Source organism: Pseudomonas reidholzensis (assembly GCF_900536025.1).
GTDB classification, from domain to species: domain Bacteria; phylum Pseudomonadota; class Gammaproteobacteria; order Pseudomonadales; family Pseudomonadaceae; genus Aquipseudomonas; species Aquipseudomonas reidholzensis.
In genome coordinates this window covers 76,090-102,893 of sequence record NZ_UNOZ01000019.1, presented here as the reverse complement: position 1 = coordinate 102,893, position 26,804 = coordinate 76,090, and the positions used below count along the sequence as shown (strand labels likewise).

The window sequence follows — 26,804 nt, the reverse complement described above, 5'->3', positions numbered from 1 at the left end:
CTTACAAGCTGAGGTCCCAGTCACTCAAGCAACCCACTAGTCACGATGCTGCCTAGCCTTTCAACGCTACTGCAGTCAGCCGATCCCGTGGTTGCATGCCTTCCGTGGCCTTGCGCCTGGCCAGCCCCACTCCCCACGCCAATGCCCGGCTCATCGATTCGCCTGGCCTTGAATCAAAGGCCTGCTCATGCAGCAGCATGCCGCCTGGCGCGTAGACGCCGACGAACATTTGCGTCTGTCCTGTTCGCGACAACCTGACCTGCACATCGATGCGCGTGCCGTCATCCAGGGTCTCGTCGTGAGTCCGATGATCAAGCGCCGGATCAGCCCAACGCCAAAACACCTCACCGCGAATCCGCATGCCCGCCCCCTACGACTTTAGTCTTAGTACATTGTCATTCCACCATAGCTCTCGGCGCAGCGGATGCAACGCCAGGATGGGGACAATGCGGGGGTAATCGGACAGCTGGCCATCATTACGACATCTTCGTTAGCGTTTTACACCGGAATGCCCTATTTGTTATCAAATTACAGTACGTAATAGCGTTTCCCCGCCTCGCGCACTGTGTTGTGGAGGCCGTGCACTCCGCCTTCGAAGAATGCGAATCAAGGCCCGAGAGGCTGTGCCTCCAGCTACCCAAAGCCGGAGGTGATCGCAGCCCACCTTGAAGCGCTCGAACTCAAAACGGCAAACGCGCCTGCAACCACAACCGCGTCCCTTCAGCCTTGTTCTTCGCGCCAAACTCTTCCTGCAGCTTGGCCACCACGGCGAAGTCCTTGCTGAACCGGTACATGACATAAGGCCCGGCGGCATTCACCGAGCCGCGGTTGCCATTGCCGTTCACCGCGTCGCCATTGAGCCGGTCATCCGTGGTCTGGCGGTACACATAGCCGTTGATCCCCGCACTCAGCGCCTGGTTGAAACGGTAACCCCCACTGAACTCCAGGGTCAGCTCATCGCCCGAACGGTAATCGGTCTTCTCGTTGCGGGTGTTCATGCCATAGCGCAGCTTGGCGCTGGCCTCCCACTGCTCCGAGGGCAGCCAGGTCAGCGCGTAGAACGGCGCGATCTGGTAATAGTTGCGACCGGTGTTCACCGGCTCGTCCTTGTCGTAATCCCCCGTGGGCAGGAAGGTCTCGATGCCGGCGGTCTGGTGCAGGGTGCGGCCATGCCAGCCGAGCAGCACCGGGGCAAAACTGAGGTCGCCGAGGTTGGTCGAGGTGCCGCCTTTGTCCAAGGGTGCCAGCGGCGCAGGCCGGGCAACGTCGAGGGTCAGGTCGAGGGTCGGCACCGCGAGGGCGGCGCGGGTCTCGACGTTCGCCCCCAGCCATTTGACCCCGGGCCACACGTAGCTCAGGCGCAGTGAGACAGTGTCGGACTTGAGGCGATAGCGGGCGATATTGGGGTTGTCGCGGCCGTCGTTGCCCTTGACGTGGGTGGCTTCGTAATGGGTGTAGTACAACAGGGCGGTGAGGCCCTCGGGCATCATCATCCCGGACATGTTGGTCTCGACACCCAGCGGGTACGAGTTGCCATTGCCCTCGGTAGCGCTGGCAGTGCCTTGCAGGCAGATCAGCACAGCGGCGGCTTGCAGTACACGAACGTGAACAGCCTTCATTGAACGTCCCTCTTTTTGTTGTTGTAGAGACACAGCGATCCAGCGGCCCAGCGCTTCAGCCGTCAGTCATGGCACACCTCGAACAACGCCGCGGCGCCCTGCCCGCCCCCTACGCACATGGTGACCACGACGAACCGTGCGCCGCGCCGACGCCCTTCGAGCAGCACGTGCCCGGCCATGCGCGCGCCGGACATGCCGTACGGATGGCCCAGGGCGATGGCACCGCCATTGACGTTGAGGCGCTGCAGCGAAATCCCCAACTGGCGCTGGCAATACAGCACCTGCGAAGCGAAGGCTTCGTTGAGTTCCCACAAGTCGATATCGCCGATGCCCAGGCCGTACCGAGCTAACAGCTGAGGCACCGCCAGGACCGGGCCGATGCCCATTTCATCCGGGGCACAGCCGGCGCTGGCAAAGCCCTTGAACACGCCCAGCGGCTTGAGCCCACGCGCGCGGGCCTGCTCGGCGCTCATCAGCACGCACGCCGCGACGCCGTCGCTGAGCTGCGAGGCGTTGCCGGCGGTGACCGTGTGCTGCGCGCCTTCGAGCACCGGCGCCAGCGCGGCCAGTTGCGTGGCCTGGGTGCCGGGCCGGTTGCATTCGTCACGGTCCAGCCGCACGGCCTTGTCGTAGTACTCGTAGCAGGCCTTGTCCAAGGCCCGCGAGACCACTTCCAGCGGCACGATCTCGGCATCGAACAGGCCATCACGCTGTGCCTGGGCCACGCGCTGCTGGCTGGTCAGGGCGTAGTCGTCCTGGTCGGCGCGGCTGACGCCGTAGCGCAAGGCCACCCGTTCCGCTGTTTCAAGCATGCTGATGTAGGCATCCGGGCGCTGCTGCAACAGCCATGGGTCCTGGCCATAGTGCTCGTTGGTCTGGGCGTTCTGCACCAGGCTGATGGACTCGCCGCCCACCGCCAGCATCACCCCACACTCGCCCAGTTGAATGCGCTGCGCAGCGCTGGCGATGGCCTGCAGCCCCGACGCGCAATGGCGGCTGACCGTCTGCGCGGCGACACTGTCGGGCAGGCCGGCACGCAAGGCGCTGAGCCGGGCGACGTTCTTGCCCTGGGTGCCCTCGGGACGGCCGCAGCCGAACACCAGCTCGTCGACCTCGGCGCCCGCCAGGTCGGCCCGGGCGAGCCCCGCCTGGATGATCGGCGCCGCCAGGCTGGGCATCGGCGTGTGGTTGAACGCGCCGCGGTACGCCTTGCCAATGGCGGACCGCGCGTAAGCAACGATGACTGCGTCGTGCATGAAAACCTCCGGCCGAACGCTGCAAGCAGCGCCCGGCTGCGATCAAAGCGCCTGGACGATGGCCTGGTGGGCTTCGGTGTGATGGGACAGCGCCTGGTAGGCCGCAGACAGCTCAAGCAGCGGCTCAAGACGCGTATGCTGGCCCTCGCGCAGCAGCTTCTTGGTCAAGCGCAGGGCATGCCCGGGGTTGGCCGCAATGCGCCGGGCGAGGTCCTGGGCGGTCGCCAACAAGTCCTGCGGCTCGACCACCCGCGACACCAGGCCGTACTCGAGCGCCTGTTGCGCCGACACGGTTTCGCCGGTGAACGACAGCTCATAGGCGCGTGACAGGTTGTTCAGTGCGCGCGGCAGCAGCCAGGCGCCGCCGTCACCGGGCACGATGCCCAGGCGCACGAAGCTTTCGGCGAAGCGCGCCTGTTGCGAGGCGATGCGGATGTCGCACATCAGCGCCAGGTCGCAGCCGGCGCCAATCGCAGCGCCATTGACGGCGGCGATGGTCGGCACTTCGAGGTGGTAGACCGCCAGCGGAATCTGCTGGATACCGTGCCGATAGCCGTCGCGCAGCTCATACGGGCTGCCGGCGAACAGCCCGGTGCGGGCTTTCATGTCCTTGACGTTGCCCCCGGCACAGAACGACTTGCCGGCGCCGGTGAGGATCACCACCGACACGCTCGGGTCGCGGTTGATGCGCGCACACACCGCGGCGAAGGCATCGAAGTGCGCCTGCTCGCTCAGCGCGTTGTGTTGTTCGGGGGCGTTCAGGGTCAGGGTGACGATGCCCTCATCGAAGGCGTACTGGATAAAGTCACTCATCTCAGGCGGCCTCTTCCTTGAGCTTGGCACTGACCCGCTCGACCAGGTCCTTCTTCGACACCTTGCCAAAGGTCGACAACGGGAAGCTGTCCACCAGTTCCAGGCGCTCGGGAAGCTTGAAGCGGGCGATTTCCTGGTGCTGCAGGTAGCCGACCAGCTCTTCCAGGCTCAGTTGCGCCGCTGGTTTGAGGATGACGAAGGCACACATCTTCTCGCCCAGCACCGGGTCGGGCATGGCCACGCAGGCGACATTGGTCACCGCAGGGTGCGCCAGCACCAGGTTTTCGATTTCTTCAGCGGAGATCTTTTCACCGCCGCGGTTGATCAGGTCTTTCTTGCGCCCTTCGACCACGTAGTTGCCCGACGGCAGCTTGCGCATCATGTCGCCGGAGCGGTAGAAGCCCTCGGGGGTGAAGGCCCGGGCGTTGTGCTCGGGCGCATTGAAGTAGCCGCGCAAGGTGTACGGCCCGCGGCAGCACAACTCACCGGGCATGCCCAGCGGCACCGGCTGGTCGTCTTCCCCCAGGAGCATGATCTCGTCGTCCTCGCACACCGGCCGCCCCACCGACTCGCGGCGCACGTCCAGCGGGTCGTCGAGGCGCACGAACATCAGCAGGCCCTCGGCCATGCCGAAGTTTTCCTGCACGGTGCAGTTGCGCAGCACCTGCTCGGTGAGTGCGCGGGTTTCCGGTTGCAGGCACTGGCCACCCGACTGGATCACCCGCACGCTGTCCAGGTTGAAGGCGCCGACCTGGGGGTCGTTCATCCACATGATCAGCAGCGCCGGCACCACATGGATATGCGTGACCTTGAACCGCTCGATCAGGGCGAACACCTCTTCGGCGCGGGTGCTGGCGTGCAGCACCACCTTGGCCCCGCAGAGCATGAAGCCTTGCAGACCCGGGCAGGCCAGCGGCAGGTTGTGGGCGATCGGCAAGATATCGAGCAGCACCGAGTGCTCGTCGATACCGGTGTAGCGCGCCGCCAGCCGCGAATTGCAGGCGTAGTCGTTGTGCGAACGCGGGATCATCTTGGGGATGCCGGTGGTGCCGCCCGACAGCAGGAACAACGCCGGGCTGCAGGGGTCGATGGCCGCCTGGATCGCGTCGATTTCACTGGGGTCACGCGCAGATTCGCGCTCCAGCAGGTCAGCCAGCGAGACGAAGCCTTGGGCCGGGGCGCCGAGTACGAACTTGCGGCGGATACTGCCGGTGTTGGCCTGCACGCGGTTGACGATGTCGATGAAGTCGCAGTCCTTGGAGCGGTCGGCGGTAATCGTCGCGGTGGCGCCCGACAGCTCGACGAACTGGCTCAGCTCGCGGTAGCGATGGGTATGCAGCGCCATGATCGGGCGCACCCCGATCTTCTGCAGGGCCAGGTAGACGAACACGAACTCCAGCACATTGCCCAGCTGCAGCACGACGATGTCGCCCGGCACCAGCCCGGCGTCCAGCAGGTTCAGGCCCAGGCGCGTGGCGATCTGGTCGAGCTCGGCGTAGCTGACTTCGCGGTGGGCATCGCACACGGCAATGCGCTCGGCGTACTGCCGGCACACGGCGCTGAAGGTGTTGGCCAGGGTCTGGTCTTGCCAGTAACCCTTGGCGCGGTAGTGGGCGGTGAAGTTTTCTGGAAACGGCACGAATCCCATCATGGAAATGTCCTCGATGTTGTCGTTATTGTTGGAAGGATCAGGTCGGGCCGACGCCCAGCGCCGGCCCGCAAAGCGGGCTCAGCCGTGGCTCAGGTGGTCTTGGCGAAACCGCCGTCGATGACGATGGTTTCGCCGGTGACGAAGTGCATGTGCTCGATCAGGGTCAGCACCACTTCGGCCACGTCCGGCATGGTCACGCAGCGCTGCAGCGGCGTGGCGCGGGCGCGGCGGGTCATCAGCTTGTCGTAGTTGTCGCCGAGCATCCATTCCATCCACTCGCCCTCCATCCAGCCCGGTGCGATGGCGTTGACCCGCACCTTGGGACCCAGGGCGTTGGCCAGGGTCTGGGTCATGCTGATCACCGCCGCCTTGGACGCGGAGTACGGCAACGGCTGCGCGCCGGGGCGCATGCCGACGATCGAGGCGGTGTTGACCATGCACGGGCGCGGCGCTTCGAACAGCAGTGCCTTGGTGTGCTTGGCAATCAGGAACAGCCCGCGCACGTTGACCGCGAACACCCGGTCCCAGTCTTCCACGTCGATCAGGTCGAACTGCTTCGGCGGGGTGTCGATCGATACGCCAGCGTTGCTGCAGACTACGTCGAGGTGGCTGTAGCGCTCGCTGATGGCGGCGACCATGGCCTTGACGCTGGTTTCGTCCGACACGTCGCATTGCAGCAGCATGGTCCGCGCACCGGCGGCCTCGCAGGCCTCGACGGTGGCGCGGGCCGAGGCTTCGCTACGGCTGTAGTTGACGATCACGTCGTAACCGGCGGTGGCCAGTGCCACGGCGACCGTCGCGCCGATGCCGGAGGCGGAGCCGGTGACCAGTGCGACCTTTTGAGCTGTGGACATGTTCTACCTCGTTGTTGTTTTTAAGTGAACATGTTCATTTTTAGACGTGATCATAATGTTTGTCAACGCCTGGTCCATCACTTAACATGAAGCCTTCGAACTTCGACAAAACCAGAACAATCAAAGGCCTGACATGACCGAGAAAGCGCCTGCGCCGTTGGGTTTGCGTGAACGCAACAAACTCGACAAATTCTTGCGGATCCGTGCCGCATCGAAAAAACTCTTCACCGAAAACGGCTTCGAGCCGACCACCACGCGGCAGATTGCCCAGGAAGCAGATGTCGGCCTGTCGACCCTGTTTCTCTACGCCACCGACAAGCGCGACCTGCTGTTCCTGGTGTTCAACGATGACCTCGACGCGCTGACCACCCGCGCCTTCGCCGACTGCCGCGCCGACGCGCCGCTGCTGGACAACCTGCGCAACGCCTTGCGGCATTTCTTCGAGTTCTACGGGCAAGACAAAGTGATCTCGCGCGACCTGACCCGCGAGATCACCTTCTATACGACGGGGATGCAGAGCGAACGCTTCCAGGCCACCCGGGCCCGCACCATCGACTCCATCGCCACCCTGCTCGGCCACGCCCGGGCCCAGGGTGAGGTGCGCTGCCGGGAGGATGACGGCATGATCGCCAAGACCATGTTCTACCTGCTGGCAGCGGAGATCCGCATGTGGCTGGCCGACGACTCACAGGCGCCGGAAGACGGCCTCAATGAGCTGATGAAGCGCCTGAGCCTGATAATGCACGGCCTGCAGGCGGGCTGACCGCAGACGCCTGGCCCAGCGTCTGCAGGTTTGGATAACGCCCCACGCAGAGCATCAGCACGCAGGCCACCACCATGCACCCGGCGAACAGCAGCAGCACGCTGTCGTAGCTGCCCTGCAGGGTCTGGCCCACGCCCATCAGCAGCGGCCCGAAGGCGGTGCCCAGGCAGAACAGGCCGAACAGGTAGCCGTAGATTTCACCGAAGGCGCGCAAGCCGAAGTAGCGGGCGATCAGGTAGGCGATCAGGTCGACCTCGGCGCCGACCCCCAGGCCAATCAGCGCGGCGCAGAACATCGCCGTGGTGCCGGTGGCGCCGCTGTACAGCAAGAGAATGCCGATCACCGGGCCAATGAAGAAGAACACCGTGACGAAGGGCGCGAACAGGTAGTCGAGCAGGTAACCCGCGCCGACCCGGCCGACGATCAGGGCAATGCCGATGATCGAGGCAATCCCTGCCGCTTCGGCAGCGGGCACGCCACGGTCGGTGAGCAGCGGCACGAAGTGCACCGAGCAGCCATTGATGGCCAGGGCCGCGAGGAAGAACGCACTGCCGATCAGCCAGAACGCACGGCTGCGCACCGCCTCGCCGACGCTCAGGCCGAGTTTGTCCGGTGCGTGCGGCAAGCCATCGGCGGTCGGCTGGTTGTCCGGGAACAGGCCAAGGTCAGCGGGTTTGTTGACCAGCCGCCAGGCCACGCCAACGGCGCCCAGCACGATCACCACGCCCATCACCGCATACGCCAGGCGCCAGCCCAGCGCCGCCACGGCATGCTGGGCGAGCATCGGCATCAACGCCGCGCCGACGCCGATCCCGGCCATGCTCAAGCCCAGCGCCAAGCCCCGCCGGCGCACGAACCAGCAACTGACCGCCATCGCGTACGCCGTCGGCGTGCCGCCGGTGGACAGCAGGCCGATCACACAGAACGCCAGGTAGAACAGCACCAGGTTGCCGGGCAGAAAGCCCAGCGCCATGACCCCGACGCCAAACAGCAGCAAGGCCGGAATCGCCACCTGGCGTGCGCCCTTGCGGTCGATCAGGCGACCGATCCAGGGCGTGCACAAGGCGGCCGAGAGAATCGCAATGGTCAGCCCCAGCGACACCTGCGAGCGGCTCCAGCCGAACTCGGCGCTCAGGGGCTTCATGAAGATGCCGAAGGTAAAGACCAGTACCGGGCCCTGGCTGACGATCATGCCGATGATCGACGCAATCACGACCCACCAGCCATAAAACATGCGCGACGTATTCATTGCCTGTTACCTGTGATTATTGTTATTCAGGTAGCGGTACCGCCGTATGAGGGTACCGTATCGGGTGAAAACCGGTGCAGTGATTCAGCAGCCGCGCCAGTGCGGCTGTCGTTTTTCGGCGAACGCGCGCGGGCCTTCGAGGCTGTCGGCGCTGACCTTGCGGCGCTCCTCGGCCTCGTAGCGTTGGCTGACCGCCTCGGCCAACGGCAGGTCGAGGCCTTGCATGGCGCAGGCCTTGGTCGCACGCACCGCCAGCGGCGCGCAACGGAGGATGTCCGCCACCCACTGCTCGACGGCCTCGTCCAGCAAATGCGCCGGCACGACCTCGTTGATCAGGCCCAGTTGGTAACCGCGCTCCGCGCTCATGGCACGCCCCGTCAGCAGATAGCCCATGGCGGTCTTCAGGCCGATCTGCCGCGGCAGCCGGTGCACCCCGCCCGCGGTAGCGATCAGCCCGCGCCGAGGCTCGGGCAAGCTCAGCTGGGCGTGCTCGGCCGCGACGATGATGTCGCACGCCAGGGCCAGCTCCAGCCCGCCGCCGTAGGCCGAACCGTTGAGCCGGGCGATCAGCGGCTTGGAGAAGGTGAAGCGGTCGGTGAGGCGCGTGGTGCGTTGCCATAACGCCGCTTCGGCCTCCACGTCCGCCTGCGGGGCTACCGCCATCGCCGCCAGTTGCTTGAGGTCGCGGCCGGCGCTGAAGGCCTGTTCGCCCTCCCCGGTCAGCACCCCCAGCCACAAGTCGGGGTCGGCTTCGAGTTCATCGCAGGCCAGGCTCAGTTGGTGGTAGGTCAGTGGGTCGAGGGCATTGCGCACCTCGGGGCGGTTGATGCGTATATAGAGGACATGCCCTCGCCGCTCGGTCAGCACAGGCTGCAGCGCGCCGTCCATGTCAGAGCCCCAGCACGCGTTCGGCGTTCTTGTGGAAGAACAGCTCGAGCACTTCGTCGGAGTAGCCCAGCTCATTCCACTCCTTGAACAGCCGCTCGTGGGGGATGCTCGGGTAGTCGCTGCCAAACATCACCTTGTGCTTGAGACGCCCGCGGATGTCGCGCTTGAGTGCTTCGGGCAGGTACTTGGGTGCCCAGCCCGACATCTCCCAGAACACGTTGCCTTTGTGCAGCGCGCACACCGTGGTCTCGTCGATCCAGGGGTAACCCGGGTGCGCCATGATGATCGTCAGGTCAGGGAAGTCTGCCGCCAGGTTGTCGATCGAGGACGGGTGCGCATGGCGGGTCTTGGCGCCCATGCCGCCGGGCATGCCCGCGCCCATGCCGGTCATGCCGACATCGATCATCACCGGCACCTTCAGCGCGTTGATCTCCTCCCACAGCGGGTAGTAGCGCTGATCGTCGACACTGAAGTGCTGCATGATCGGGTGGAAGTGGAAGCCGAGCATGTTCAGGTCGCGGATCGCGTGCTTGGCTTCGTCGATGGCGACCTGGCCCATGGCCGGCTCGACCGCGCCCCAGGCCTGGATGATGCAGTCGTGGCGATCGCGCATTGCCGCGACATAGTCGTTGTCGCACGGGACGGTGTTGATCGTGGCGCGCAGGTCCAGCGCCACCAGCACGGCTTCGATGCCCGCGCTCTGGAACTCGTCCACCACCTCTTCCTCGGTCTTGGCTTTCCACTCGCGGTGCCAGTACTTGGCCAACGCGTCTACGTACGGGCCTTGGCAGTCGATCCAACGTTGGGTGTTGGGGTAGCAATGAAGGTCGATGCGACGCATATGATCATAGCCTTTTTTGTTGTTGATCATTTATGAACATGTTCTTTATAGGGCGCAGGCGAAGCCCTGTCAAGATCGACCTGTGATTGAATCCTGGGGCAAAGCGTGAGGACGTTGACGGGGCAAATACCCGTCAGCGCAGTGCGCATGAACGTGAAAGCAGCCTGCGCTGCAAGGCCGCTTTCAGTTGATCACGAAGGGTCGTTCGTCAGAAGGGATTGTCTGGCGTGCAGCTGTCAGCCGGCCATCAATCGGGCAGTTTGAAGGCTCGCCGCGCATTGCCTGCCAGAAACAGCCGCGCTACCTCGTCGCCGAGCTCGAGTGAGGCCAGGTCCTGCAGGCAGTCGGCCGCAGTCAACATCGGATAGTTGGTACCGAACAAGACCTTGCCGCCCCCTGCCCCACGCAGGTACTTGACCAGTTCATCGGGATAACGGCTGGCTTTGTAGGCTGAAGTATCCACATAGACATTGGGGTACTTCATCATCAGCGAGATCATTTCGCAGACCCAGGGGAACCCGATATGCCCCGCGACAATGCGCAATTCCGGAAACTCATGGGCCACATAATCCAGGTACGGAATAGGCCGGCCCGGCTCCGAGGGCATCAAGGGCCCCGCGTGCCCGACCTGCACACAAAGGGTGACATCCAGTTCGATGCATTCCGCATAGAGTGGGTAGAACCGGCGATCGTCGGGCGGTAGCCCCCACAGCCAAGGCAAGATGCGCAAACCCTTGAAACCGTGGTTTTTCACGTATTGCCTCAACACCCTGACCGCGGCCATCGGCTGGCGAATATCGACCGATGCGATGCCGAACACCTGCTCAGGTCGCCGCTGTACCGCCAGTGCGACACTTTCATTGGAAATCAGCTCACCGCGTGGTCCGACCCAAGCGCTGGCAAACACCTTGGATACCCCCTGTTCGCTGAAACCCTGCAGCACTTCATCACACTCGAGGTCGCGGTCTTTCTCGGCCAGGCCTTGCCAGGCCGTTGGCCAACGTCTGAGCGACGCGAACAGCGGGTCGCGCAGAAACGACCTGGAAGGAATCTGCATCCAGGCATCGATAATTTCAGTCATCTACTTCCCTCGCTGCCACCCGCGACGCCACACCTGCGTCGCGGGACTCGCCATGAGGCCTCAGGCGCCCATGATTTCCTTACGCCGCAGGTCCTGCGCGCGGCGGTTGCCTGCATCACTCATGCCGGCTGGAAGTTCGGCATCGAGCAGCGTGGTGCGCTGTTCGATCTGTTGAATGACAGCGTCCTGCAGGGCTTTTTTCGACATCGCATAGGCAACGTTGCAATCCGGGGTAATGCAGCGGGCGTAGGCGATCGCCCGTGACAGCAGTTCGGCCTCCTCGACCACCTCATGGAAGAAGCCGAGCTTTTGCGCCTCCTCCAAGGAATACAACTCGCCCTTGAGGGTGGTCAGCGCGCCCACCTGGGTGCCCAGCGCATACTTGATGATCTCCACGTAGGCAGCGGGCATCGGAATACCAATCGGCACCTCGTTGAGGCCGAACTTGGCCGGCTTGCGCGCGGCAATCCGGAAATCACAATCCAGCGCGGTAATCAGCCCGCCCGCAATGGCGTGGCCATTGATCGCCGCGACGGTCGGCCGTGGGTACTGGAAGATCCGCAGGTTGGTGGCACGGTACTCGGCGTACCACTGGCGGATACGTTCCTGGTCGAGGCTGCCAAACACCTCGAAACTGTATTTGAAGTCGATACCGGCCGAGAATACGTTGCCCTGCCCGGTGAGGATGACCGGCAGTTCACTGAACTCTTCCTCCAGTCGGTCGAACGCATCATGCAGGTCCTTGAAGAAGGTCGCGTTCTGCACGTTGACCTTGTTGCTGTTCATGCGCACAACGGCGCAACCATCGATCACGTCAATTTGCCAAGCCATGTGACTACTCCTGTTCTCGCCTGCCGACACTGCGGCAATCACTGTCAGTTGGAAGGTGGGTCAGCACGCAATGAGGTTGATCTCTTCGCTCATCATCTCGCGCATCTTGAACTTCTGTACTTTCCCCGAGAGGGTCATGGGGTAGCACGTCACAAAGCGGATGTACCGAGGGATCTTGTAGCGGGCGATCTGGCCCTCGCAGAACTGCCTGACGTCCTCTTCGCAGAGGCTTTTGCCCGCACGGGTAATGATCCACACGCACAACTCTTCGCCATAGACCGGATCGGGCACGCCAATCACTTGAGCGTCCTGGATGGCCGGATGGCGGTAGAGGAACTCCTCGATTTCGCGCGGGGAGATGTTTTCGCCACCGCGTATGACCATGTCCTTGATCCGTCCGGTGATGCTCACATAGCCCTCGGCGTCCATCGTCGCCAGGTCGCCACTGTGGATCCAGCCCTCGCCATCGATCGTTTCAGCGGTCTTTTCCGGCTCGTCCCAATAGCCTTGCATCAACGAGTAGCCACGGATACACAGTTCGCCCACGGTACCCAACGGGACGATGCTTGCGGTCAGCGGATCGATGATCTTGGACTCCAGATGAGGATGAACCCTGCCGATCGTCGACACGCGCTTTTCAAGCGGCGTATCGGTCGTGCTTTGATAACTCGCCGGGCTGGTTTCGGTCATGCCGTAGGCGATTGTCACCTCGCGCATGTGCATCTCACGCTCCACGCGCTTCATCACCTCGATCGGGCAGGCGGTGCCGGCCATGATGCCGGTACGCAGCGTGGTCAGGTCGAACTCGTGGAATCGCGGATCGTCCAGCTCGGTGATGAACATCGTCGGCACGCCGTGCAAGGCGGTACAACGTTCTTCCTGAACAGCTTGCAGCACCGCGACCGGGTCGAAAGAATCATTCGGGTAGACAATGGTGGCGCCATGCGAAAGCGCGGCCAGGTTACCCACCACCATGCCGAAACAATGGAACAGCGGCACCGGGATGCACAGACGGTCCTGTGCGCTCAGCGTGATCGCCTTGCCCAGGAAGAAGCCATTGTTCAACACCCCGCGATGGGTCAGTGCGGCGCCCTTGGGCAAACCGGTGGTGCCACTGGTGAACTGGATGTTCATCACATCGTTGGCCGCAAGCGACCCGCTCACGGCCTTGAGCGCCGGATCGCAGGTGCTGCCCCGGGCCATCAGGTCGACGAAGCTGAGGCACCCAGGCACGTCTTCGTGGCTGACCTGGATCACCGTCTTCAGCTCGGGTAGGCGCTTGGCCTGCAGCGCACCGGGGGTCGACCGGTCGAGCTCGGGCAACACCGCCCTGAGCAAGTCCAGATAGTCGGTGGTCTTGAAGCGGGCCATGCTGATCAGGGCTTTACACCCCGATTTGTGCAAGGCGTACTCAAGCTCGGCCGAGCGATACGCCGGGTTCAGATTGACCAGCACCACACCGATCTTGGCGGCAGCGATCTGGATCATCAGCCACTCGGCACTGTTGTTGAGGCACAGGCCGAGTCGGTCATGCGGCTGCAGCCCAAGCGCGAGCAAGGCACTGGCCAACACATCGCACTGGCCCTGCAGTTGCCGGTAACTCAAGCGCACCCCCTGATGGCAGGACACCACCGCTTCATTGTCGGGGTACTGCGCCGCAATGTGGTCGAACCACGCACCTACGGTAGATTCGATCAAGGGGGTGTCAGTGGCACCCCGCGCGTAACTCGCGTTGTCGGTATTCATTATTATTGTCTCAACCTTGGTTCACAGTTTTGGCATCGCAGGGTCGCTACGAAGCCGAGCGTTGTTGCCTGCGCTCGTCCGTCAACATTGACTCCAAGTATCGATAACGGCGTTTGATCGACCCCTCCACTCTACGAGCAAGTGGGCGGAGGGGATATTGGCAATTTTGACGATAACTGTGCCGCTTTCGCCAATCCCCCCACCCTGCCGCAGTGCCCAGTGGCCACCAAACGCCGGCTAGAGTCGATGCGACTTACCAGAGCGGCAGGGTGTAGGTGAAGAACAGCCGGTTCTCATCCAGATCACCCAGAAAATTGCTTCGCGTAGTCGCGTTGCGCCACTTGATTGCGAGGTTCTTCAGGGGCCCGCTCTGGATCACATAGCCGAGGTCCGTGTTGCGCTCCCAGGTCTTGCCGTCGTCCAGGCCAGGGCCGCGGTCAACGTTGTCACCCGAAAGGTAGCGGGTCATCAGGGTCAGCCCGGGGATGCCCCAGGCAACGAAGTCGTAGTCATAGCGAATCTGCCACGACTGCTCGTCCTTGTTGCCGAAGTCGTTGATCTGCACCTGATTGAGCAAAGCGTTATCCGCACCGTTGACGAAGGCAAAGCCGGTATCACCCGCCAGGTACTGGTAGCCGGCGCTGAACGCATGGGCACCGGTTCGGTAGGTGAACAGCGCGCCAATCGCATCGTTGTCGACATTGCTGCCGCCATCGTCGACTGAGCGCGCGAAGCGGATGTCCGACTTGAAGCTCTGGCCTGGGCCCAGCGGCAACAGGTGCACCAGGTTGACCAGGTGCTGCTGGTAGATCCCGTCCAGCGCGCCGTAGTAATAGCTGCCCGAAAGCTCGGGCGACCATTGATACTTGCCACCGGCGAAGAGGAAGTCATCGCTGGTGGTCGCTCTGCCGAGGACGATGTTGCGCTTGCCAGCGTTATAGACGGTGAGTTCTTCATTGTCTGAAGAGTCCCGCTGGTTCACCCGGTCGAGCTTGGCAACGTCGAGGGTCAGGTTGTCCACATCGTTGCTGGTCAACCAGGCGCCGCGGTAGGTCTGCGGCAGCAGGCGAGAATCATTGCGCATCAAGGGCGGTAAGATGGGCTGCAGCGTGCCCACCTTCAGGGTGCTCTTGGCCAGCCGCACCTTCGCCGTCACGGCGAGTTCGCCGTATTCATCCTGCGCACGGCGCGGCGCCTCCTTGTCGCTCTTGAGCAAGCCGGTGCCAACCCGGTCCGGGCTGGAGTCAAGCTTGAGCCCGAGCAGGCCGGTGGCATCCAGGCCAAACCCCAGCGCCCCCGGCGTGAAGCCGGATTCGAAGCGCAACTGGAAACCCTGGCCCCACTCCTCCGCTTTCGCCTGGGTCGCGTTGCCTTGGCGAAAGTCACGGTTCATGTAGAAGTTTCGTAAGTCCAGGCTGCCCTTGCTGTCGTCAAGGAACGCCGCCTGGGCGCCGGTGGCCAAGCCCAGCACAGGTGCCAGGCAAAGTAGATGAACAGACACTTTCGCGTTAATCGGCATTCGCAGTCTTCCTATTATTATTGTTGTCGCGGTTATTGTTGTTTTACGACGGACTTGCACACACACCCGCGCCGCCCGCTCTGCCGAGCAGGTGGCACACTACCGAGTCGTTCACTGTTCACTGCACGACGGCGACGCTTGCTGATCGTTTACTTGGCGGTCATCCGCAGCGCGCCGTCGAGCCGGATGACTTCACCGTTGAGCATCGGGTTCTCGACAATCGACTGGACCAGTTGAGAAAACTCGCAGCCGCGCCCCAGCCGGGGTGGGAACGGTACGGTCTTGCCCAGCGAGTCCTGAACATCCTGCGGCAGGCCAAGCAGCATGGGCGTTTCGAAAATGCCCGGGGCGATGCTCATGACCCGGATGCCGAAGCGTGCCAACTCGCGGGCAATCGGCAGGGTCATGCCAACCACGCCGGCTTTGGATGCGGCATACGCTGCCTGGCCGATCTGGCCATCGAACGCCGCCACCGATGCGGTCGTCACCACCACGCCCCGCTCACCGTCGACGTTGGGGGCATTGAGGTTGATCGCTTCGACAGCCAGGCGAATGGCGTTGAAGGTCCCGACCAGGTTGATCATCACCCCGCGGGTAAAGCTGTCGAGGGCGTGCGGCCCCGCTTTGCCGAGGACTTTTTCGCCTGGGGCAATGCCGGCACAGCAGATCAGCCCATGCACTGCACCAAAGCGAACCACCGCCAGGTCCACGGCCGCCTGCATCGAGCCTTCATCCACCACATCCGTGCGGATGAACGCCGCCTTGGGCCCCAATTGGTCTGCCAACGCTTCGCCGCTGGCGGCGTTGAGGTCCGCCAGGACCACGCTTGCACCGGCCTTGAGCAAGTGCCGCGCGGTAGCTGCGCCGAGGCCGGAGGCACCACCGGTAATCAGAAATACACACCCTTCGATCTTCATTAAAAACCTCCATCCGTGTTAATGCGTTGCAGTGAAGTTGGCGGACCGCCGCTGACAGAAGGCATTGACGCCCTCGGCGAAATCGTCGGTTGAAGACAGCGCGACAAACTGGGCTTTCTCTGCCTCCAGCGTGCCCGTCAGATCCGTCTGCAAACCTTCGCGCAGCAGGCGTTTGACGCCTGCCTGGGCGGCGGCCGCACCGTTCGCCAAACGCGTGGCAATCGCCAGCCCAGCGGCCGGCAGGCCAGCCGGTGGCACCACCTGAACCACCAGGCCGAGCGCGTGCGCCTGATGCGCATCCAGTTTTGTGTGCAACAGGGCCATGGCCAACGCGCGGTGCAAGCCCAGATGACGCGGCAGATGCCAGCTAGCGCCGCCGTCAGGAGTCGCGCCAATCGCGCCATAGGCCAACAGCAACTGCGCGTCTTCGGCGGCGACCAGGATGTCGCACGCCAGCGCCAGCGACAGGCCGAAGCCGGCGACCGAGCCATTGATCAGGCCGAGTACCGGGCACGGCAGCTCGGTCAGGCCGATAACCGCTTCATTGACCGCGTCGATCAGTAACTCAAGCTCCTCGGCGCAGGCCGCCTTCGATTCGTCAAGCAAGGTCTGGAAGTGACGGACATCGCCTCCCACCATGAAATGCTCACCGGTGCTGCGCAGCACGACCACGCGTGGCGGCCGGGCGACCAGGCTGCGCACACAGTCGCGCAGCGCCACCCCCATGGACAGGTCGAAGCTGTTTCGGGTGGCAGGACGGTCGAGGTTTATAAAGGCGATACCCTGCTGGTATTGCACATGGATACCGGCAGCCTGCGCCGGGTTGAGCAGCCGGTTATTCATGGCATCTCCTTGCACGCTGTGGGCGTGTCGCGGCCCAAGCGCTGAGCGAGCAGCTCAAGCCGATCACCGCCCCAGAACAGCTCGCCGCGATAAATGAAGGTGGGCGCGCCGAACACCCCCAGACGCTCGGCACGCGCCAGGCTGGCGCTCAGTGCGGCCTCTGCGTGCTTGGCTCGGTACGCCTGCCACAGCGCAGGGGCCAGGCCGACCTGGGCCAGTAGCGCCTCGATGGCCTGAGGGCTTTCGAGGTCGAAGTCCTGGTTCCAGAAGCGTTCGAGCAACGGCAGGCAAAAATCCCACAGGGTGTTCTGCGTCTTGGCAAACAGCAGGGCCTGGCTTGCCAGTTCGGCGTCCCAGAGTTTTTGCGTGGCCCGGATCGTACGCCCTTGCCGTTCGGCCAGGCGGCGACAATCCATGTACAGGTACTTGAGCTTGGCCACTTCACGCGGTGGCCGTTGTTCAACCTCCCCGCCATAGGCCGAGCGGAAGTCCGTGATGTACGGCCACCAGTCGATCCGCACGCCGCTGCGCCGGGCCAGCTCACGCGCCGGCTCGATGGCCAGGTAGGAATACGGGCTGCGCAGGTCGATAAAGGCGTCTATGACCACGCCATCAGCAAGGCTCATGGGCTACTCCTGCACCTGGAACAGGTTGTGTTTGGCTTGCGCGGAGCTGGCGACATCCACCCACTGATCGCGCAACAGGTCCAACGCCCGGCCCACTGCCGGCCGGCCACGCACCCGTGCGTACCAGGCTTTGAGCTGCGGATAGTCGTCCAGGGTGACACCGGTCATCTTGTGCACGCGGATCCACGGGAAGCACGCCATGTCGACGATGCCGTAGTCGCCGCAGATGTATTTGCGGCCTGCCAGACGCTCGTCGAGCAGCTTCAGCAGTCGCCGCGTTTCCGTCTGATAGCGCTCGATCGCGTAGGGCACCGGTGCTGCGGCGTAGCGGAAAAAATGCTGCGCCTGGCCCATCATCGGACCCAGCCCGCCCACCTGCCAGAACAGCCACTGCAGTGTTTCCGTCCGACCGCGCAGGTCGCCGGGCAGGAACATGCCGGTTTTTTCTGCCAGATAGACCATGATCGCGCCGCTCTCGAACAGCGTGATCGGTGCCCCGCCGCCAAGCGGGGCATGGTCGATGATCGCCGGGATCTTGCCGTTCGGGTTGATCGCGCGATACCGGGGCTGGTGCTGAGCGCCGCGCGTGATGTCGATCGGCAGGGTGCGGTAGGAGACCCCGAGCTCTTCGAGCAACAGGTGTATCTTCTGCCCGTTCGGGGCTGGCCAACTGTAGAGTTCAATCACCAAAAACCTCCAGATCAGGCGCGTTCGTCGTGTGCTGCAAGGCGCGCGTCACGCCGTCGCCAGCGTCGTCTTGGGGTGCAACATGTCGTCGTAGTCATCCAGCGAGGGGAACGTCAGCGACGGACGATCATCCAGCGTCAACAGGTGCTGGCGGTATTGCTCGAGGTAGTCACGGCGCGCTTCGACGCTGATGTAAGGCACATGGAAGGCGACAAACGGTGGCAATACCGAAAGCCCGACGTAGCCCAGCACGCCGCGCTGGATGGGCCGCAGCAAGGTATCCAGCTCGCCGTGGATGGCCTCTGGGCCAAACATGTGGTCCTGCCCACCCAGGGAGAACGCGAGCATGGCCTTCTTGCCCTTGAGGCCACCCCGGTCGTAGATGCGCACGCCGCCATAGCAGAAGCCGGAAATGAACACGCGGTCGATCCAGCCCTTGAGGATCGCGGGCATGCTGAACCAGTAGATGGGGAAGTTGAGGATGATCAGGTCAGCCCACTTGAGCTTTTCCAGCTCCTGGGTGATGTCAGCTGCCAGCGTGCCGGTGTTGTAGCCGTTGCGTTGTTCGAGGGCGTAGATCAAGTGCTCGCTGTTGGCCCGCTGATGGAAGTCATCGGCAGTGGCGACCGGGTTGAAGTTCATCGCATACAGGTCAGACACCACTACAGCGTGCCCCTGCCCTTCGAGAACCTCGACGGCCAGGTTCAGCATGGCCGTGTTGAAGGATTGCGGCTCATGGTGCGCGTGGACAATCAGTACGTTCATAACAGCTCCCTGGGTCAGTGATGGCTCCACTGTACGGAGTGCCAAGGCGCTGCTACATTGGCAATATTGACTATTTTTATGCGTTTTTTGCCAACATGAAAACACTGCCCCTTCGCGCCGCGATTCTCGCCATCGACGGCTGTTACGCGTCCAGTCTGGCCGGCTTTGGCGATGTCCTGCATGTCACCAATGCGCACTTGAGCCGCCAGCAACACAAGACCGGTGGCGCCATGTCGCGCCCGTTCAGCTGGGAGTTCGTCTCCCATCAAGGCAAGCCCGTCACGGCCTGCAATGGGCTGACGGTGAACAGCACCGTGGCACTGTCCAGCGAGCCGTACGACATCATCTTCATACCGGGGCTTTACTACTCAGGGCACGATGCGTTTCTGCGTAGCCTGGACAACGCACGGCCTCAGCGTGAATGGCTGGAGGCGCAGTGGCGCAAGGGCGCGGTAGTGGCGGCCAACTGCACCGGCACCTTCCTGCTGGCAGAAACCCGTTTGCTGGATGGTCGCCAGGCCACTACCACCTGGTGGCTGGAAAAACTGTTCCGCGAGCGCAACCCCAATGTCGACCTGCAATTGCGCTCGATGGTGACCGAGCAGGATCGGCTCTGGTGCGCGGGCGCGTCGGCCTCCTACCTGCTCCAGGCGGTGCGCATGGTCGAGCACTTCTGCGGGGCCAACACCGCCACGCTGACCGCCAAGACCATGCTCATCGACACCAGCCAGACCACCCAGTTGCCCTACCTGCCGTTGCAGATGGGGTCGGTGCACAGCGATACCATGGTGGCCAAGGCGCAACACTGGTTGCTCAAGCACTTCGCTGAAGACGTCAGCATGCCGCAACTGGCCGCCGCGCTGTCGGTCAGCGTGCGCACGCTGATTCGCCATTTCAACGATGTGCTGGGGACGACGCCGCTGGCCTACCTGCAGAACCTGCGCATCGAAATTTCCATGAAGCTGCTCGAAAGCGGTGACCTGAGCATCGAGGAGATTGCCAACCAGGTCGGCTACCAGAACGCCAGTTCCTTCACACGCCTGTTCCGCCAGCATGTGGGGGCTACACCGGCGGCGTATCGAAATCGCTTCGCGAGCATGCCGCGAGGTTAGAGATACTGTGTGCACGCAGGGCGACCGGCCGCTGACAGCCGATCCCCTGGGTGATCACACCGCCGTCAGGCGACCTTCTTCAGCGCAATCACACGCCCACGCAAGATATCCAGCAAGACCGCCTCCTGAGCGAAGGCGGCCTCCATCGCGCGCGCTTTGACATGGCCATAGCCACGAATCTGCTCGGGCAACGAGGCGAGCTTCACGGCCGTTTGATGGTGCGAATCCCCCCCCTGCTGGGTCAGGGTGCCAAGGACTTCCTCGACCACCGTTTCATAGCGTTCGATCAGCGCACGCTCCTGGCGCCGCTCATGGGTGTAGCCAAACGGATCGAACAGGCTGCCGCGCAGAAAGCGCAGCTTGGCCAAGACCCGGAAGGCGGGAAGGACCCAAGCGCCGAACTCCGACTTCTTCGCCAGGCCGGTATCGCCGTCACGCTTGGAGAGCATCGGCGGCGCAAGATTGAAGACCAGCTTGTAATCACCTTCGAACTGCTCGGAGATCCGCTGCAGGAAACCACTTTCGGTGTGCAGGCGAGCGACTTCGTACTCATCCTTGATCGCCAGCAACTTGAAGTAGTACTTGGCCACCGCGCGGGTCAGGTCATCGTGCTGCCCCGACAGCGACTGCTCCAGGTTTCGAACCCGTTGCACCAGGCTGACGTAGCGCTGTGCATAGGCGTCGTTCTGGTACGCCGACAGGTAGGCCTGACGCGTACTGATCTGCTCATCGAGGGTAATGACCGGTGCAGGCGACACCCCGGCCAGCTGCGCATTTGACCTGGCCGCCAGACGCTGCTCCACCGCCTGTGGATCGAGCGCCGCCTGGCGCCCCCAGCGGAAGGCATCGGTGTTCATTTTCCTGGCCGTACCGTTGAGCTCGATGGCGGCTTCGATGGACACCGCCGTCAACGGGATCAGCCCGCGCTGATAGGCAAAGCCGAGCATGAACATGTTGCTGGCGATGCTGTCGCCGAGCAGCGCCGTGGCAATCCTCCCGGCGTCGACGAATTCGGCATGGTCCTGACCGACCGCTTCGATGATGTTGCTGCGCAGCCCTTGCGTCGGGTATTGCATGTCGGCGTTGCGGGTAAAGGCCCCGGGCATGGTCTCCTGGGTGTTGGCGAGCACGTGGGTATTGCCATGACGCGTGGCCGCGAGGGTTTTCGCGTTGCCCGCCACGATCAGGTCGCAACCGAGCACCAGGTCGGCGCCACCGGCAGCGATGCGGATGGTCTTGATCGACTGCGGGTCAGGCCCGAAGCGCAGGTGGCTCCACACCGAACCGCCCTTCTGCGCCAGCCCTGCCATGTCGAGCAAACCGCAACCACGGCCTTCCAAGTGCGCGGCCATGCCCAGAATGGCGCCAATGGTCACCACGCCCGTGCCGCCCATGCCGGCCACCAGGATGCTGTAGACCTGGGTGTCGATGCTGGGTCGGGTCGGTTCTGGCAACAGCGGCACGTGCTCCTGGACAACCTGGCCAGGCTTCCTGAGCGTACCGCCCAATACCGTGACGAAGCTGGGGCAGAAGCCTTTGACACACGAGAAGTCCTTGTTGCAAGAAGACTGGTCGATGGCCCGCTTGCGACCGAACTCGGTTTCCAGCGGTTGTACCGAGACACAGTTGGACTGCACACCACAATCGCCACAGCCCTCGCAGACCAGGTCATTGATGACCACCCGCTTGGCGGGGTCTGGGAAGGTCCCACGCTTGCGGCGGCGGCGCTTTTCGGCTGCACAGGTCTGGTCATAGATCAGGATCGAGGTGCCAGTGACTTCGCGCAGTTCACGCTGGACCTTGTCCAGCACATCGCGGTGATGGATCGTCAAACCTTCGGGCCAACGTGTATCACTGGGGTATTTGAGCGGTTCGTCGGTGACCACGACGATGCGCTTGACCCCCTCGGCATGGACTTGATGGGCAATCGCCGGCACGTTCAAGGTACCGTCGTGTTTTTGCCCGCCGGTCATGGCCACGGCATCGTTGAAGAGGATCTTGAAGGTGATGTTGGTGCCCGCGGCAACTGCCGCGCGGATACCCAGAAAGCCTGAATGGAAATAGGTGCCGTCACCGATGTTCTGGAACATGTGCGTGCGCTTGGAAAAAGGCGCCTCGCCGACCCAGACCATCCCCTCGCCACCCATGTGGGTATAACCCTGGGTCGAGCGGTCCATCGACTGCGACATCCAATGGCAGCCAATGCCGGCATACGCTTTGCTGCCCTCGGGCACCACGGTGGATGAACTGTGCGGGCAGCCGCTGCAGAAGTAATAGCTGCGCGAGAGCAGATCGGCATTGCCTTTGCTCGGCTGATAGGCTCGCAGGCGCTCGACACGCGCACGCAGCGGCGCATTGTCCTGGAGCTCGAGCAGGCGCTCGCCCAACGCGATGGCCACCTGGTTGGAGTCCAGCGCCATCTCCGATTGGAACAACACCTGGGCGTGCTCATCGAGTTTGCCGACGATGACCGGTGCACTTGACCGGCCATACAACTGCTCCTTGAGCTGCAGTTCCAGCAGGCTGCGTTTTTCCTCGACCACCAGCACCTTGTCGAGCCCCTCGCAGAACTGCGCAGCACCCGCCGGTTCGAGCGGCCAGACCATGCCGACCTTGTACAGGCGCAGCCCCAGTGCGGCTGCGTCGGCCTCGCTCAGCTGCAGGTCTTGCAAGGCCTGCAGGACATCCAGATAGCTCTTGCCGTGGGTCATCACACCCAGCCGGGCCTGAGGCGAATCGACCACACACTTGTCCAGCCCATTGACCCGAGCAAACGCCCGTGCGGCACCGAGTTTGAACCGATGCAGGCGCGCTTCCTGCGCATGGGGCGTATCGGGCTGGCGGATATTAAGACCCTCTGCGGGCAGGACGAAGTCGACGGGCTGGACGATCTGCACGCGATTGATATCGACGTCGATGGTGGCAGTAGCTTCGACAGTGTCCTTCACGCACTTGATGCCCACCCAGCAGCCGCTGTAACGCGACAGGCCCCAGCCGATCAGGCCGAAGTCGAGGATCTCCTGGACCCCCGCCGGGCTGAGCACCGGGATCATCGCATCGACCATGGCGAACTCGCTCTGGTGGCAGGTACTGGACGATTCACAGGTGTGGTCATCGCCCATCAGTACCAGCACCCCGCCCAGCGCGGCCGTGCCCGCCAGGTTGGCATGGCGGAAGGCATCGCCGGTACGGTCAACACCCGGGCCTTTGCCGTACCACATGCCGAACACCCCGTCGAACTTGCCTTCACCGCTCAGGTGGGCCTGTTGCGCTCCCCAGAGGGTGGTCGCCGCGAGGTCTTCATTGATGCCGGGCTGGAACAACACATTGTGTGCCGACAGGTACTGCTTGGCCTTGCCGAGCTGATCATCCAACCCGCCCAGCGGCGAACCGCGATAGCCGGAAATGAACCCCGCAGTGTTGTGGCCCGCTTGTTGATCGCGCAGATGCTGGCTCATCGAAAGGCGTACCAGCGCCTGCGTCCCGGTAATGAAAATGCGTCCTTCGTCGAGCAGGTACTTGTCGTCCAGCTGGACTTTTTTCAGCGTCATGATTCAACTCCGCCCCTGGCTAAGGGGAAACTTATTCTTGTATTTGTAGGCGGATGCGCAACCGGGTCGCCCCCGGCTGCGACACATCGGTCAGCGGCGAACGGCAGACACTTCGATCTCGACCCGGTAACCGGGGTTGGCCAGGCCCGCGACCTGGAACACCGAACGGGTCGGCAAGTTGGGCTGCTGGGCGGTGCCGAAGAACTGCGTGTAGCCCCGCATGAAACCGGCGTAATCCATCTTGCCGCCCGCTTCAGCCGAGCCGACCAGGTAGACCTGCATCTTCACCACATCCGCCAGGCTCAACCCCAGGTGCTCGAGCGTGCCCTGTATGCTTTTCAGCACACTGACCGTCTGGGTTTCGGTATCGCCATACGCGGCAAGGCTTCGTGCATCGGCCTTGGCATCGATGGCCGGCGGCACCGCGCCACTGAGGTTGACCAGGGTGGCGCCAGCGGGGATTTCAATCGCCAGCGAGATGGGAAAGTCCGAGTTGGGGATCTTGTGGCGGATGACTTCGGCCGCCTGCACTGCGGGCACTGCCAGCAGCGCCATGGACGAGAGCATCAGCGGGCGTACGATGTTTTTCAGCATGACCATTCCTTTCTCCAATGAGGGCCTTGCGGCCAATCCACGGCGCTAGCGCTGCGTCACCGAGCGAACATCCTCGAGCGTGACGCTGTCAGCAAAGGCGTTGCCAAAGTGGCTCCTGACGTAGTTCACGACATCGGCGATCTGCTGGTCGGACATCGAGTCCTTGAAGCCAGGCATGCCGCCTTGCCCCGAGCTGACCATGAACACCGGGTAGACCTTGGCGGCCAGTTTTGCGTTGGCGGCCAGCGCTGGATACGCACCGGCACCGCTGGCGCCTTGTGCCTGAGGCATGTGGCAGCCTTGGCAGACCTGGTGAAACAAGGCTTCGCCGGTGCGTTCATCGAATTTGCCGGACGTCGACAGATCGCCATCGGCGGCCCAGGCGCCAGCATTGCCGAGAGCGCCGATGAGCAGTGCCAGCCATGAGTGCTTGTGCATGATGAGCTCCGGATTCAGGCCGCCTGGTGGCTGGCGACGATATGGGTGTGCAGCCGCTTGATGGCGTCGAGCGACGACAGGATCGCCCCCTCCATCCACGCGGGGATACGTGAAGCGTGCTCGCCGGCCAGGACGATGCGTCCGTCGATCTGGCACAGGGTCTGGTAGTGCTGCTCACGCAGGGTTTCCGTCCACAGGCCGTAGCAGCCGTTGGTCCATGGCACACGGTGCCAGCCGACGGCGATGCCGTTGTCGAACTCATCGTGGTACTGCGGGTGCACCAGGGCGCCGTACTCGACGGCCTTGCGCACCCGTGCCTCTGGCGCCATCGCGGTGAATTCGTAGGCGTTGGGGCCGAACAGATAACCACCCAGCAACACCCCTTTACCGGGCTTGCCGTAGTCGGTGCTGGGGTAGCTGATCTTGCCGATGGGCGTGTCGGTGTAGCTGATGCCACCGTAGATGCGCTCGTCCTGCTCCCAGAAACGCCGCTTGAATTGCAAGCCGACCTTGACCGCGGCTTCGTAGGGCACCGCACGGATAGCGCTCATCATTGGCGCACTGACCTGCACCGGGAGCTGCCCGAGGATCGACAACGGCAGTGTGCAGACACACCAGTCCGCGGTTTCTTGCGCCGACGCCCCACCAGTACTGGACTGGTAGGTGACCGTCACGCCGTTGTCGCTCTGTTCGATCGCGGTGACCTTGGCGTTGTACTGGATCAGGTCACCCACCTGCCGCTCGAACGCCTGGGCAATCTTGTCCATGCCGCCGACCGGCTGGAACAGGCTGGTCTGGAACTCGTAGTCCTGCCCAACGGCAATGCTCTGCCAGAGGTTGGAGTCGAGCAAAGCCTTGCGGTCGAGCAGGTCAGAGGGCGCCGGCTGACTCATCAGGCCGCCACCGGCATCGACCGCGAAGCCGCGGCGCAAGCTGGTCTCCAGTGACTTTTTGTAACTCCCGCTGGCGTCCAGCGCGCCCCAGCTGCGCATCGCCTCGAGCAGGCGCTGGCGGTCTTCGGCGGTGAGCGCCTGGTCGAGCGCATTCTGGTTGATCGCTTTGCTCAGCAGCTCGGCGATATGCCCCTGGAAATCAGCCTGCACCGCGCGATAGCGCACAGGCTTGCCGCCGAACGCCTGGGTCGAGTGAACCATGGCGTTGTAGTTGACTTGAATGAACGGCTCCAGAGCGACCCCGAAGCGGTGGCAATAATCGAGCACCGCATGGTGGTGGTAGGGAATCCGCCAGGGTCCCGGGTTCAGGTACAGCCCCGGATCGAACTTGCAGTCCTGCGTTGCCCCGCCCAGTTCGACAAAGCGGTCACCGCCGCGCAGGGTCCAGCAGCGGCCACCCGGTTTGGCGTTGTATTCCAGCAGCTTGACCTGGTACCCGGCCTTGCGCAGTTCGTAGGCGGCGGTCATGCCGGCCAAGCCGGCGCCGAGGATCAGGATACGTGCCCCCTTCGGGGCGCCGCTCAGGGCAAAATTTCGGTCATGCTGGGTCTCCCCGGCAAAGGCCAGGGCACCCATGGCCTGATACATCGCCGCCGCACCGGCAGTGGCGCCAATCCAGTGCAGCACCTGGCGACGGCTAAGGGGCATTGCGTGCGCTTGCATGTGTAGAGTTCCTCTCAGGATGAATCCAACGGTCTCGGCCGTGACCTTTTCTCGAGACGGCAGGCAGCCGCTCGGGTAACCAAGGGAACGGTCGAGTTACAGGTGGCAGGACGTTGTACGGGGAAGCACCCCTTACAAAAAACAGCACGTTATTGTTGTTTTAACGCCGCAGGGTCGAGCACGCTTCGACCCTTCCTAGTTCATGGAGGCGAGTATTTTCATGTTCGGCAATACAGCTAGCTCACCGTCCAGGACGGCGCCAGAGGTAGTACAGCGCCAACGAGGCAACGACGCTGAAGGGCAACCCGACACTCAGGGAGATCTTGTGGCCGAGTACAGTGCCGAAGCCGCAACCGACGATAAGTGCCAGCACTAGAAAACAGCGATCACTCTTTTCATAGTCTGGCCGAATGAAGTTGCTGACGAATTCAAACACGTCGGTTTCCTTATTAACGAATACGGGCAATACAACGACTCTACGTGTCACCCGTGTCACTCGGCTTGTACGTTTGTAGGTAAAACCGATTGGCGTCGCGCAGGCGCC

The 26,804-nt window shown here is 63.1% G+C and carries 25 protein-coding genes; 2 read left to right on the top strand and 23 right to left on the bottom strand.

Annotated features, from left to right (window positions below; all coding sequences use genetic code 11):
* Positions 1-52: 52 nt before the first annotated feature.
* The 6 genes from CCOS865_RS14235 to CCOS865_RS14210 form a co-directional block, all read right to left on the bottom strand.
* The gene (locus CCOS865_RS14235; RefSeq protein ID WP_119141851.1) at positions 53-361 is read right to left on the bottom strand and encodes a hypothetical protein; all 309 of its coding nucleotides are present in this window, start codon (positions 359-361) and stop codon (positions 53-55) included.
* Positions 362-680: 319 nt separating this feature from the next.
* Positions 681-1,619, bottom strand: coding sequence for a SphA family protein (locus CCOS865_RS14230; RefSeq protein ID WP_119141849.1), 939 nt, complete (start codon positions 1,617-1,619; stop codon positions 681-683).
* A 62-nt stretch (positions 1,620-1,681) separates the two neighbouring features.
* On the bottom strand, positions 1,682-2,875 hold the full coding sequence (locus CCOS865_RS14225; protein WP_119141847.1) for an acetyl-CoA C-acyltransferase: 1,194 nt from the start codon (positions 2,873-2,875) through the stop codon (positions 1,682-1,684).
* 42 nt (positions 2,876-2,917) lie between these two features.
* On the bottom strand, positions 2,918-3,688 hold the full coding sequence (locus CCOS865_RS14220; protein WP_119141846.1) for a crotonase/enoyl-CoA hydratase family protein: 771 nt from the start codon (positions 3,686-3,688) through the stop codon (positions 2,918-2,920).
* A gap of 1 nt (position 3,689) precedes the next feature.
* Positions 3,690-5,339: a (2,3-dihydroxybenzoyl)adenylate synthase gene (locus CCOS865_RS14215; RefSeq protein WP_119141844.1), complete on the bottom strand. Its 1,650-nt coding sequence runs from the start codon at positions 5,337-5,339 to the stop codon at positions 3,690-3,692.
* 89 nt (positions 5,340-5,428) lie between these two features.
* Positions 5,429-6,193, bottom strand: a complete 765-nt coding sequence (locus tag CCOS865_RS14210) for an SDR family NAD(P)-dependent oxidoreductase (protein ID WP_119141842.1) — start codon at positions 6,191-6,193, stop codon at positions 5,429-5,431.
* 133 nt (positions 6,194-6,326) lie between these two features.
* Between CCOS865_RS14210 and CCOS865_RS14205 the strand changes: the two genes are divergently transcribed.
* Positions 6,327-6,956, top strand: a complete 630-nt coding sequence (locus tag CCOS865_RS14205) for a TetR/AcrR family transcriptional regulator (RefSeq protein ID WP_119141840.1) — start codon at positions 6,327-6,329, stop codon at positions 6,954-6,956.
* Here CCOS865_RS14205 and CCOS865_RS14200 read toward each other — a convergent pair.
* The 12 genes from CCOS865_RS14200 to CCOS865_RS14145 form a co-directional block, all read right to left on the bottom strand.
* Positions 6,901-8,205, bottom strand: a complete 1,305-nt coding sequence (locus tag CCOS865_RS14200) for an MFS transporter (protein WP_119141838.1) — start codon at positions 8,203-8,205, stop codon at positions 6,901-6,903. The genes CCOS865_RS14205 and CCOS865_RS14200 overlap by 56 nt on opposite strands.
* Positions 8,206-8,289: 84 nt before the next feature.
* Positions 8,290-9,093, bottom strand: a complete 804-nt coding sequence (locus tag CCOS865_RS14195; RefSeq protein ID WP_119141836.1) for an enoyl-CoA hydratase-related protein — start codon at positions 9,091-9,093, stop codon at positions 8,290-8,292.
* 1 nt (position 9,094) lies between these two features.
* A complete protein-coding gene (locus CCOS865_RS14190) occupies positions 9,095-9,934 on the bottom strand; it encodes an amidohydrolase family protein (RefSeq protein ID WP_119142057.1) in 840 nt (279 codons plus the stop codon).
* Between the two features lie 247 nt (positions 9,935-10,181).
* Positions 10,182-11,015: an amidohydrolase family protein gene (locus tag CCOS865_RS14185; RefSeq protein ID WP_119141834.1), complete on the bottom strand. Its 834-nt coding sequence runs from the start codon at positions 11,013-11,015 to the stop codon at positions 10,182-10,184.
* 60 nt (positions 11,016-11,075) lie between these two features.
* A complete protein-coding gene (locus CCOS865_RS14180; RefSeq protein ID WP_119141832.1) occupies positions 11,076-11,846 on the bottom strand; it encodes an enoyl-CoA hydratase/isomerase family protein in 771 nt (256 codons plus the stop codon).
* A gap of 60 nt (positions 11,847-11,906) precedes the next feature.
* Entirely contained in the window at positions 11,907-13,592 is a 1,686-nt protein-coding gene (locus CCOS865_RS14175; protein ID WP_119141830.1) for an AMP-binding protein, read from the bottom strand.
* Positions 13,593-13,845: 253 nt separating this feature from the next.
* Positions 13,846-15,111 carry an OprD family porin gene (locus tag CCOS865_RS14170; RefSeq protein WP_119141828.1) on the bottom strand — a complete coding sequence of 422 codons (1,266 nt, stop codon included), beginning with the start codon at positions 15,109-15,111 and terminating at the stop codon, positions 13,846-13,848.
* A gap of 149 nt (positions 15,112-15,260) precedes the next feature.
* Entirely contained in the window at positions 15,261-16,028 is a 768-nt protein-coding gene (locus tag CCOS865_RS14165) for a 3-hydroxyacyl-CoA dehydrogenase (RefSeq protein WP_119141826.1), read from the bottom strand.
* An 18-nt stretch (positions 16,029-16,046) separates the two neighbouring features.
* Positions 16,047-16,871 carry an enoyl-CoA hydratase/isomerase family protein gene (locus tag CCOS865_RS14160; RefSeq protein ID WP_119141824.1) on the bottom strand — a complete coding sequence of 275 codons (825 nt, stop codon included), beginning with the start codon at positions 16,869-16,871 and terminating at the stop codon, positions 16,047-16,049.
* Positions 16,868-17,497 (bottom strand): DsbA family protein, encoded by a 630-nt coding sequence (locus tag CCOS865_RS14155; protein WP_119141822.1) that lies wholly within the window; start codon positions 17,495-17,497, stop codon positions 16,868-16,870. The genes CCOS865_RS14160 and CCOS865_RS14155 overlap by 4 nt, the downstream gene beginning before the upstream one ends.
* A gap of 3 nt (positions 17,498-17,500) precedes the next feature.
* Positions 17,501-18,184 carry a glutathione S-transferase N-terminal domain-containing protein gene (locus CCOS865_RS14150; RefSeq protein ID WP_119141820.1) on the bottom strand — a complete coding sequence of 228 codons (684 nt, stop codon included), beginning with the start codon at positions 18,182-18,184 and terminating at the stop codon, positions 17,501-17,503.
* A 48-nt stretch (positions 18,185-18,232) separates the two neighbouring features.
* Positions 18,233-18,949 carry an NAD(P)H-dependent oxidoreductase gene (locus CCOS865_RS14145; RefSeq protein ID WP_119141818.1) on the bottom strand — a complete coding sequence of 239 codons (717 nt, stop codon included), beginning with the start codon at positions 18,947-18,949 and terminating at the stop codon, positions 18,233-18,235.
* A 95-nt stretch (positions 18,950-19,044) separates the two neighbouring features.
* On the opposite strand from CCOS865_RS14145, the gene CCOS865_RS14140 reads away from it, so the two are divergent.
* Positions 19,045-20,061: a GlxA family transcriptional regulator gene (locus CCOS865_RS14140; protein ID WP_119141816.1), complete on the top strand. Its 1,017-nt coding sequence runs from the start codon at positions 19,045-19,047 to the stop codon at positions 20,059-20,061.
* 65 nt (positions 20,062-20,126) lie between these two features.
* On the opposite strand, the gene CCOS865_RS14135 is transcribed toward CCOS865_RS14140, so the two are convergent.
* The 5 genes from CCOS865_RS14135 to CCOS865_RS14115 form a co-directional block, all read right to left on the bottom strand.
* Positions 20,127-23,612 carry an indolepyruvate ferredoxin oxidoreductase family protein gene (locus tag CCOS865_RS14135; protein WP_119141814.1) on the bottom strand — a complete coding sequence of 1,162 codons (3,486 nt, stop codon included), beginning with the start codon at positions 23,610-23,612 and terminating at the stop codon, positions 20,127-20,129.
* Between the two features lie 90 nt (positions 23,613-23,702).
* Positions 23,703-24,179, bottom strand: a complete 477-nt coding sequence (locus CCOS865_RS14130; RefSeq protein WP_415842600.1) for a RidA family protein — start codon at positions 24,177-24,179, stop codon at positions 23,703-23,705.
* 72 nt (positions 24,180-24,251) lie between these two features.
* Entirely contained in the window at positions 24,252-24,644 is a 393-nt protein-coding gene (locus CCOS865_RS14125) for a c-type cytochrome (RefSeq protein WP_119141811.1), read from the bottom strand.
* A 14-nt stretch (positions 24,645-24,658) separates the two neighbouring features.
* Positions 24,659-26,185 carry an FAD-dependent oxidoreductase gene (locus CCOS865_RS14120; RefSeq protein ID WP_119142055.1) on the bottom strand — a complete coding sequence of 509 codons (1,527 nt, stop codon included), beginning with the start codon at positions 26,183-26,185 and terminating at the stop codon, positions 24,659-24,661.
* Between the two features lie 316 nt (positions 26,186-26,501).
* A complete protein-coding gene (locus CCOS865_RS14115; RefSeq protein ID WP_119141809.1) occupies positions 26,502-26,696 on the bottom strand; it encodes a hypothetical protein in 195 nt (64 codons plus the stop codon).
* Between the last annotated feature and the right edge of the window lie 108 nt (positions 26,697-26,804).

Bases quoted from the DNA above. Each gene is read 5' to 3' on its own strand.
- CCOS865_RS14235 (WP_119141851.1), bottom strand. From the start codon at position 361: ATGCGGATTCGCGGTGAGGTGTTTTGGCGTTGGGCTGATCCGGCGCTT.
- CCOS865_RS14230 (WP_119141849.1), bottom strand. From the start codon at position 1,619: ATGAAGGCTGTTCACGTTCGTGTACTGCAAGCCGCCGCTGTGCTGATC.
- CCOS865_RS14225 (WP_119141847.1), bottom strand. From the start codon at position 2,875: ATGCACGACGCAGTCATCGTTGCTTACGCGCGGTCCGCCATTGGCAAG.
- CCOS865_RS14220 (WP_119141846.1), bottom strand. From the start codon at position 3,688: ATGAGTGACTTTATCCAGTACGCCTTCGATGAGGGCATCGTCACCCTG.
- CCOS865_RS14215 (WP_119141844.1), bottom strand. From the start codon at position 5,339: ATGATGGGATTCGTGCCGTTTCCAGAAAACTTCACCGCCCACTACCGC.
- CCOS865_RS14210 (WP_119141842.1), bottom strand. From the start codon at position 6,193: ATGTCCACAGCTCAAAAGGTCGCACTGGTCACCGGCTCCGCCTCCGGC.
- CCOS865_RS14205 (WP_119141840.1), top strand. From the start codon at position 6,327: ATGACCGAGAAAGCGCCTGCGCCGTTGGGTTTGCGTGAACGCAACAAA.
- CCOS865_RS14200 (WP_119141838.1), bottom strand. From the start codon at position 8,205: ATGAATACGTCGCGCATGTTTTATGGCTGGTGGGTCGTGATTGCGTCG.
- CCOS865_RS14195 (WP_119141836.1), bottom strand. From the start codon at position 9,093: ATGGACGGCGCGCTGCAGCCTGTGCTGACCGAGCGGCGAGGGCATGTC.
- CCOS865_RS14190 (WP_119142057.1), bottom strand. From the start codon at position 9,934: ATGCGTCGCATCGACCTTCATTGCTACCCCAACACCCAACGTTGGATC.
- CCOS865_RS14185 (WP_119141834.1), bottom strand. From the start codon at position 11,015: ATGACTGAAATTATCGATGCCTGGATGCAGATTCCTTCCAGGTCGTTT.
- CCOS865_RS14180 (WP_119141832.1), bottom strand. From the start codon at position 11,846: ATGGCTTGGCAAATTGACGTGATCGATGGTTGCGCCGTTGTGCGCATG.
- CCOS865_RS14175 (WP_119141830.1), bottom strand. From the start codon at position 13,592: ATGAATACCGACAACGCGAGTTACGCGCGGGGTGCCACTGACACCCCC.
- CCOS865_RS14170 (WP_119141828.1), bottom strand. From the start codon at position 15,111: ATGCCGATTAACGCGAAAGTGTCTGTTCATCTACTTTGCCTGGCACCT.
- CCOS865_RS14165 (WP_119141826.1), bottom strand. From the start codon at position 16,028: ATGAAGATCGAAGGGTGTGTATTTCTGATTACCGGTGGTGCCTCCGGC.
- CCOS865_RS14160 (WP_119141824.1), bottom strand. From the start codon at position 16,871: ATGAATAACCGGCTGCTCAACCCGGCGCAGGCTGCCGGTATCCATGTG.
- CCOS865_RS14155 (WP_119141822.1), bottom strand. From the start codon at position 17,497: ATGAGCCTTGCTGATGGCGTGGTCATAGACGCCTTTATCGACCTGCGC.
- CCOS865_RS14145 (WP_119141818.1), bottom strand. From the start codon at position 18,949: ATGAACGTACTGATTGTCCACGCGCACCATGAGCCGCAATCCTTCAAC.
- CCOS865_RS14140 (WP_119141816.1), top strand. From the start codon at position 19,045: ATGAAAACACTGCCCCTTCGCGCCGCGATTCTCGCCATCGACGGCTGT.
- CCOS865_RS14135 (WP_119141814.1), bottom strand. From the start codon at position 23,612: ATGACGCTGAAAAAAGTCCAGCTGGACGACAAGTACCTGCTCGACGAA.
- CCOS865_RS14130 (WP_415842600.1), bottom strand. From the start codon at position 24,179: ATGCTCTCGTCCATGGCGCTGCTGGCAGTGCCCGCAGTGCAGGCGGCC.
- CCOS865_RS14125 (WP_119141811.1), bottom strand. From the start codon at position 24,644: ATGCACAAGCACTCATGGCTGGCACTGCTCATCGGCGCTCTCGGCAAT.
- CCOS865_RS14120 (WP_119142055.1), bottom strand. From the start codon at position 26,185: ATGTATCAGGCCATGGGTGCCCTGGCCTTTGCCGGGGAGACCCAGCAT.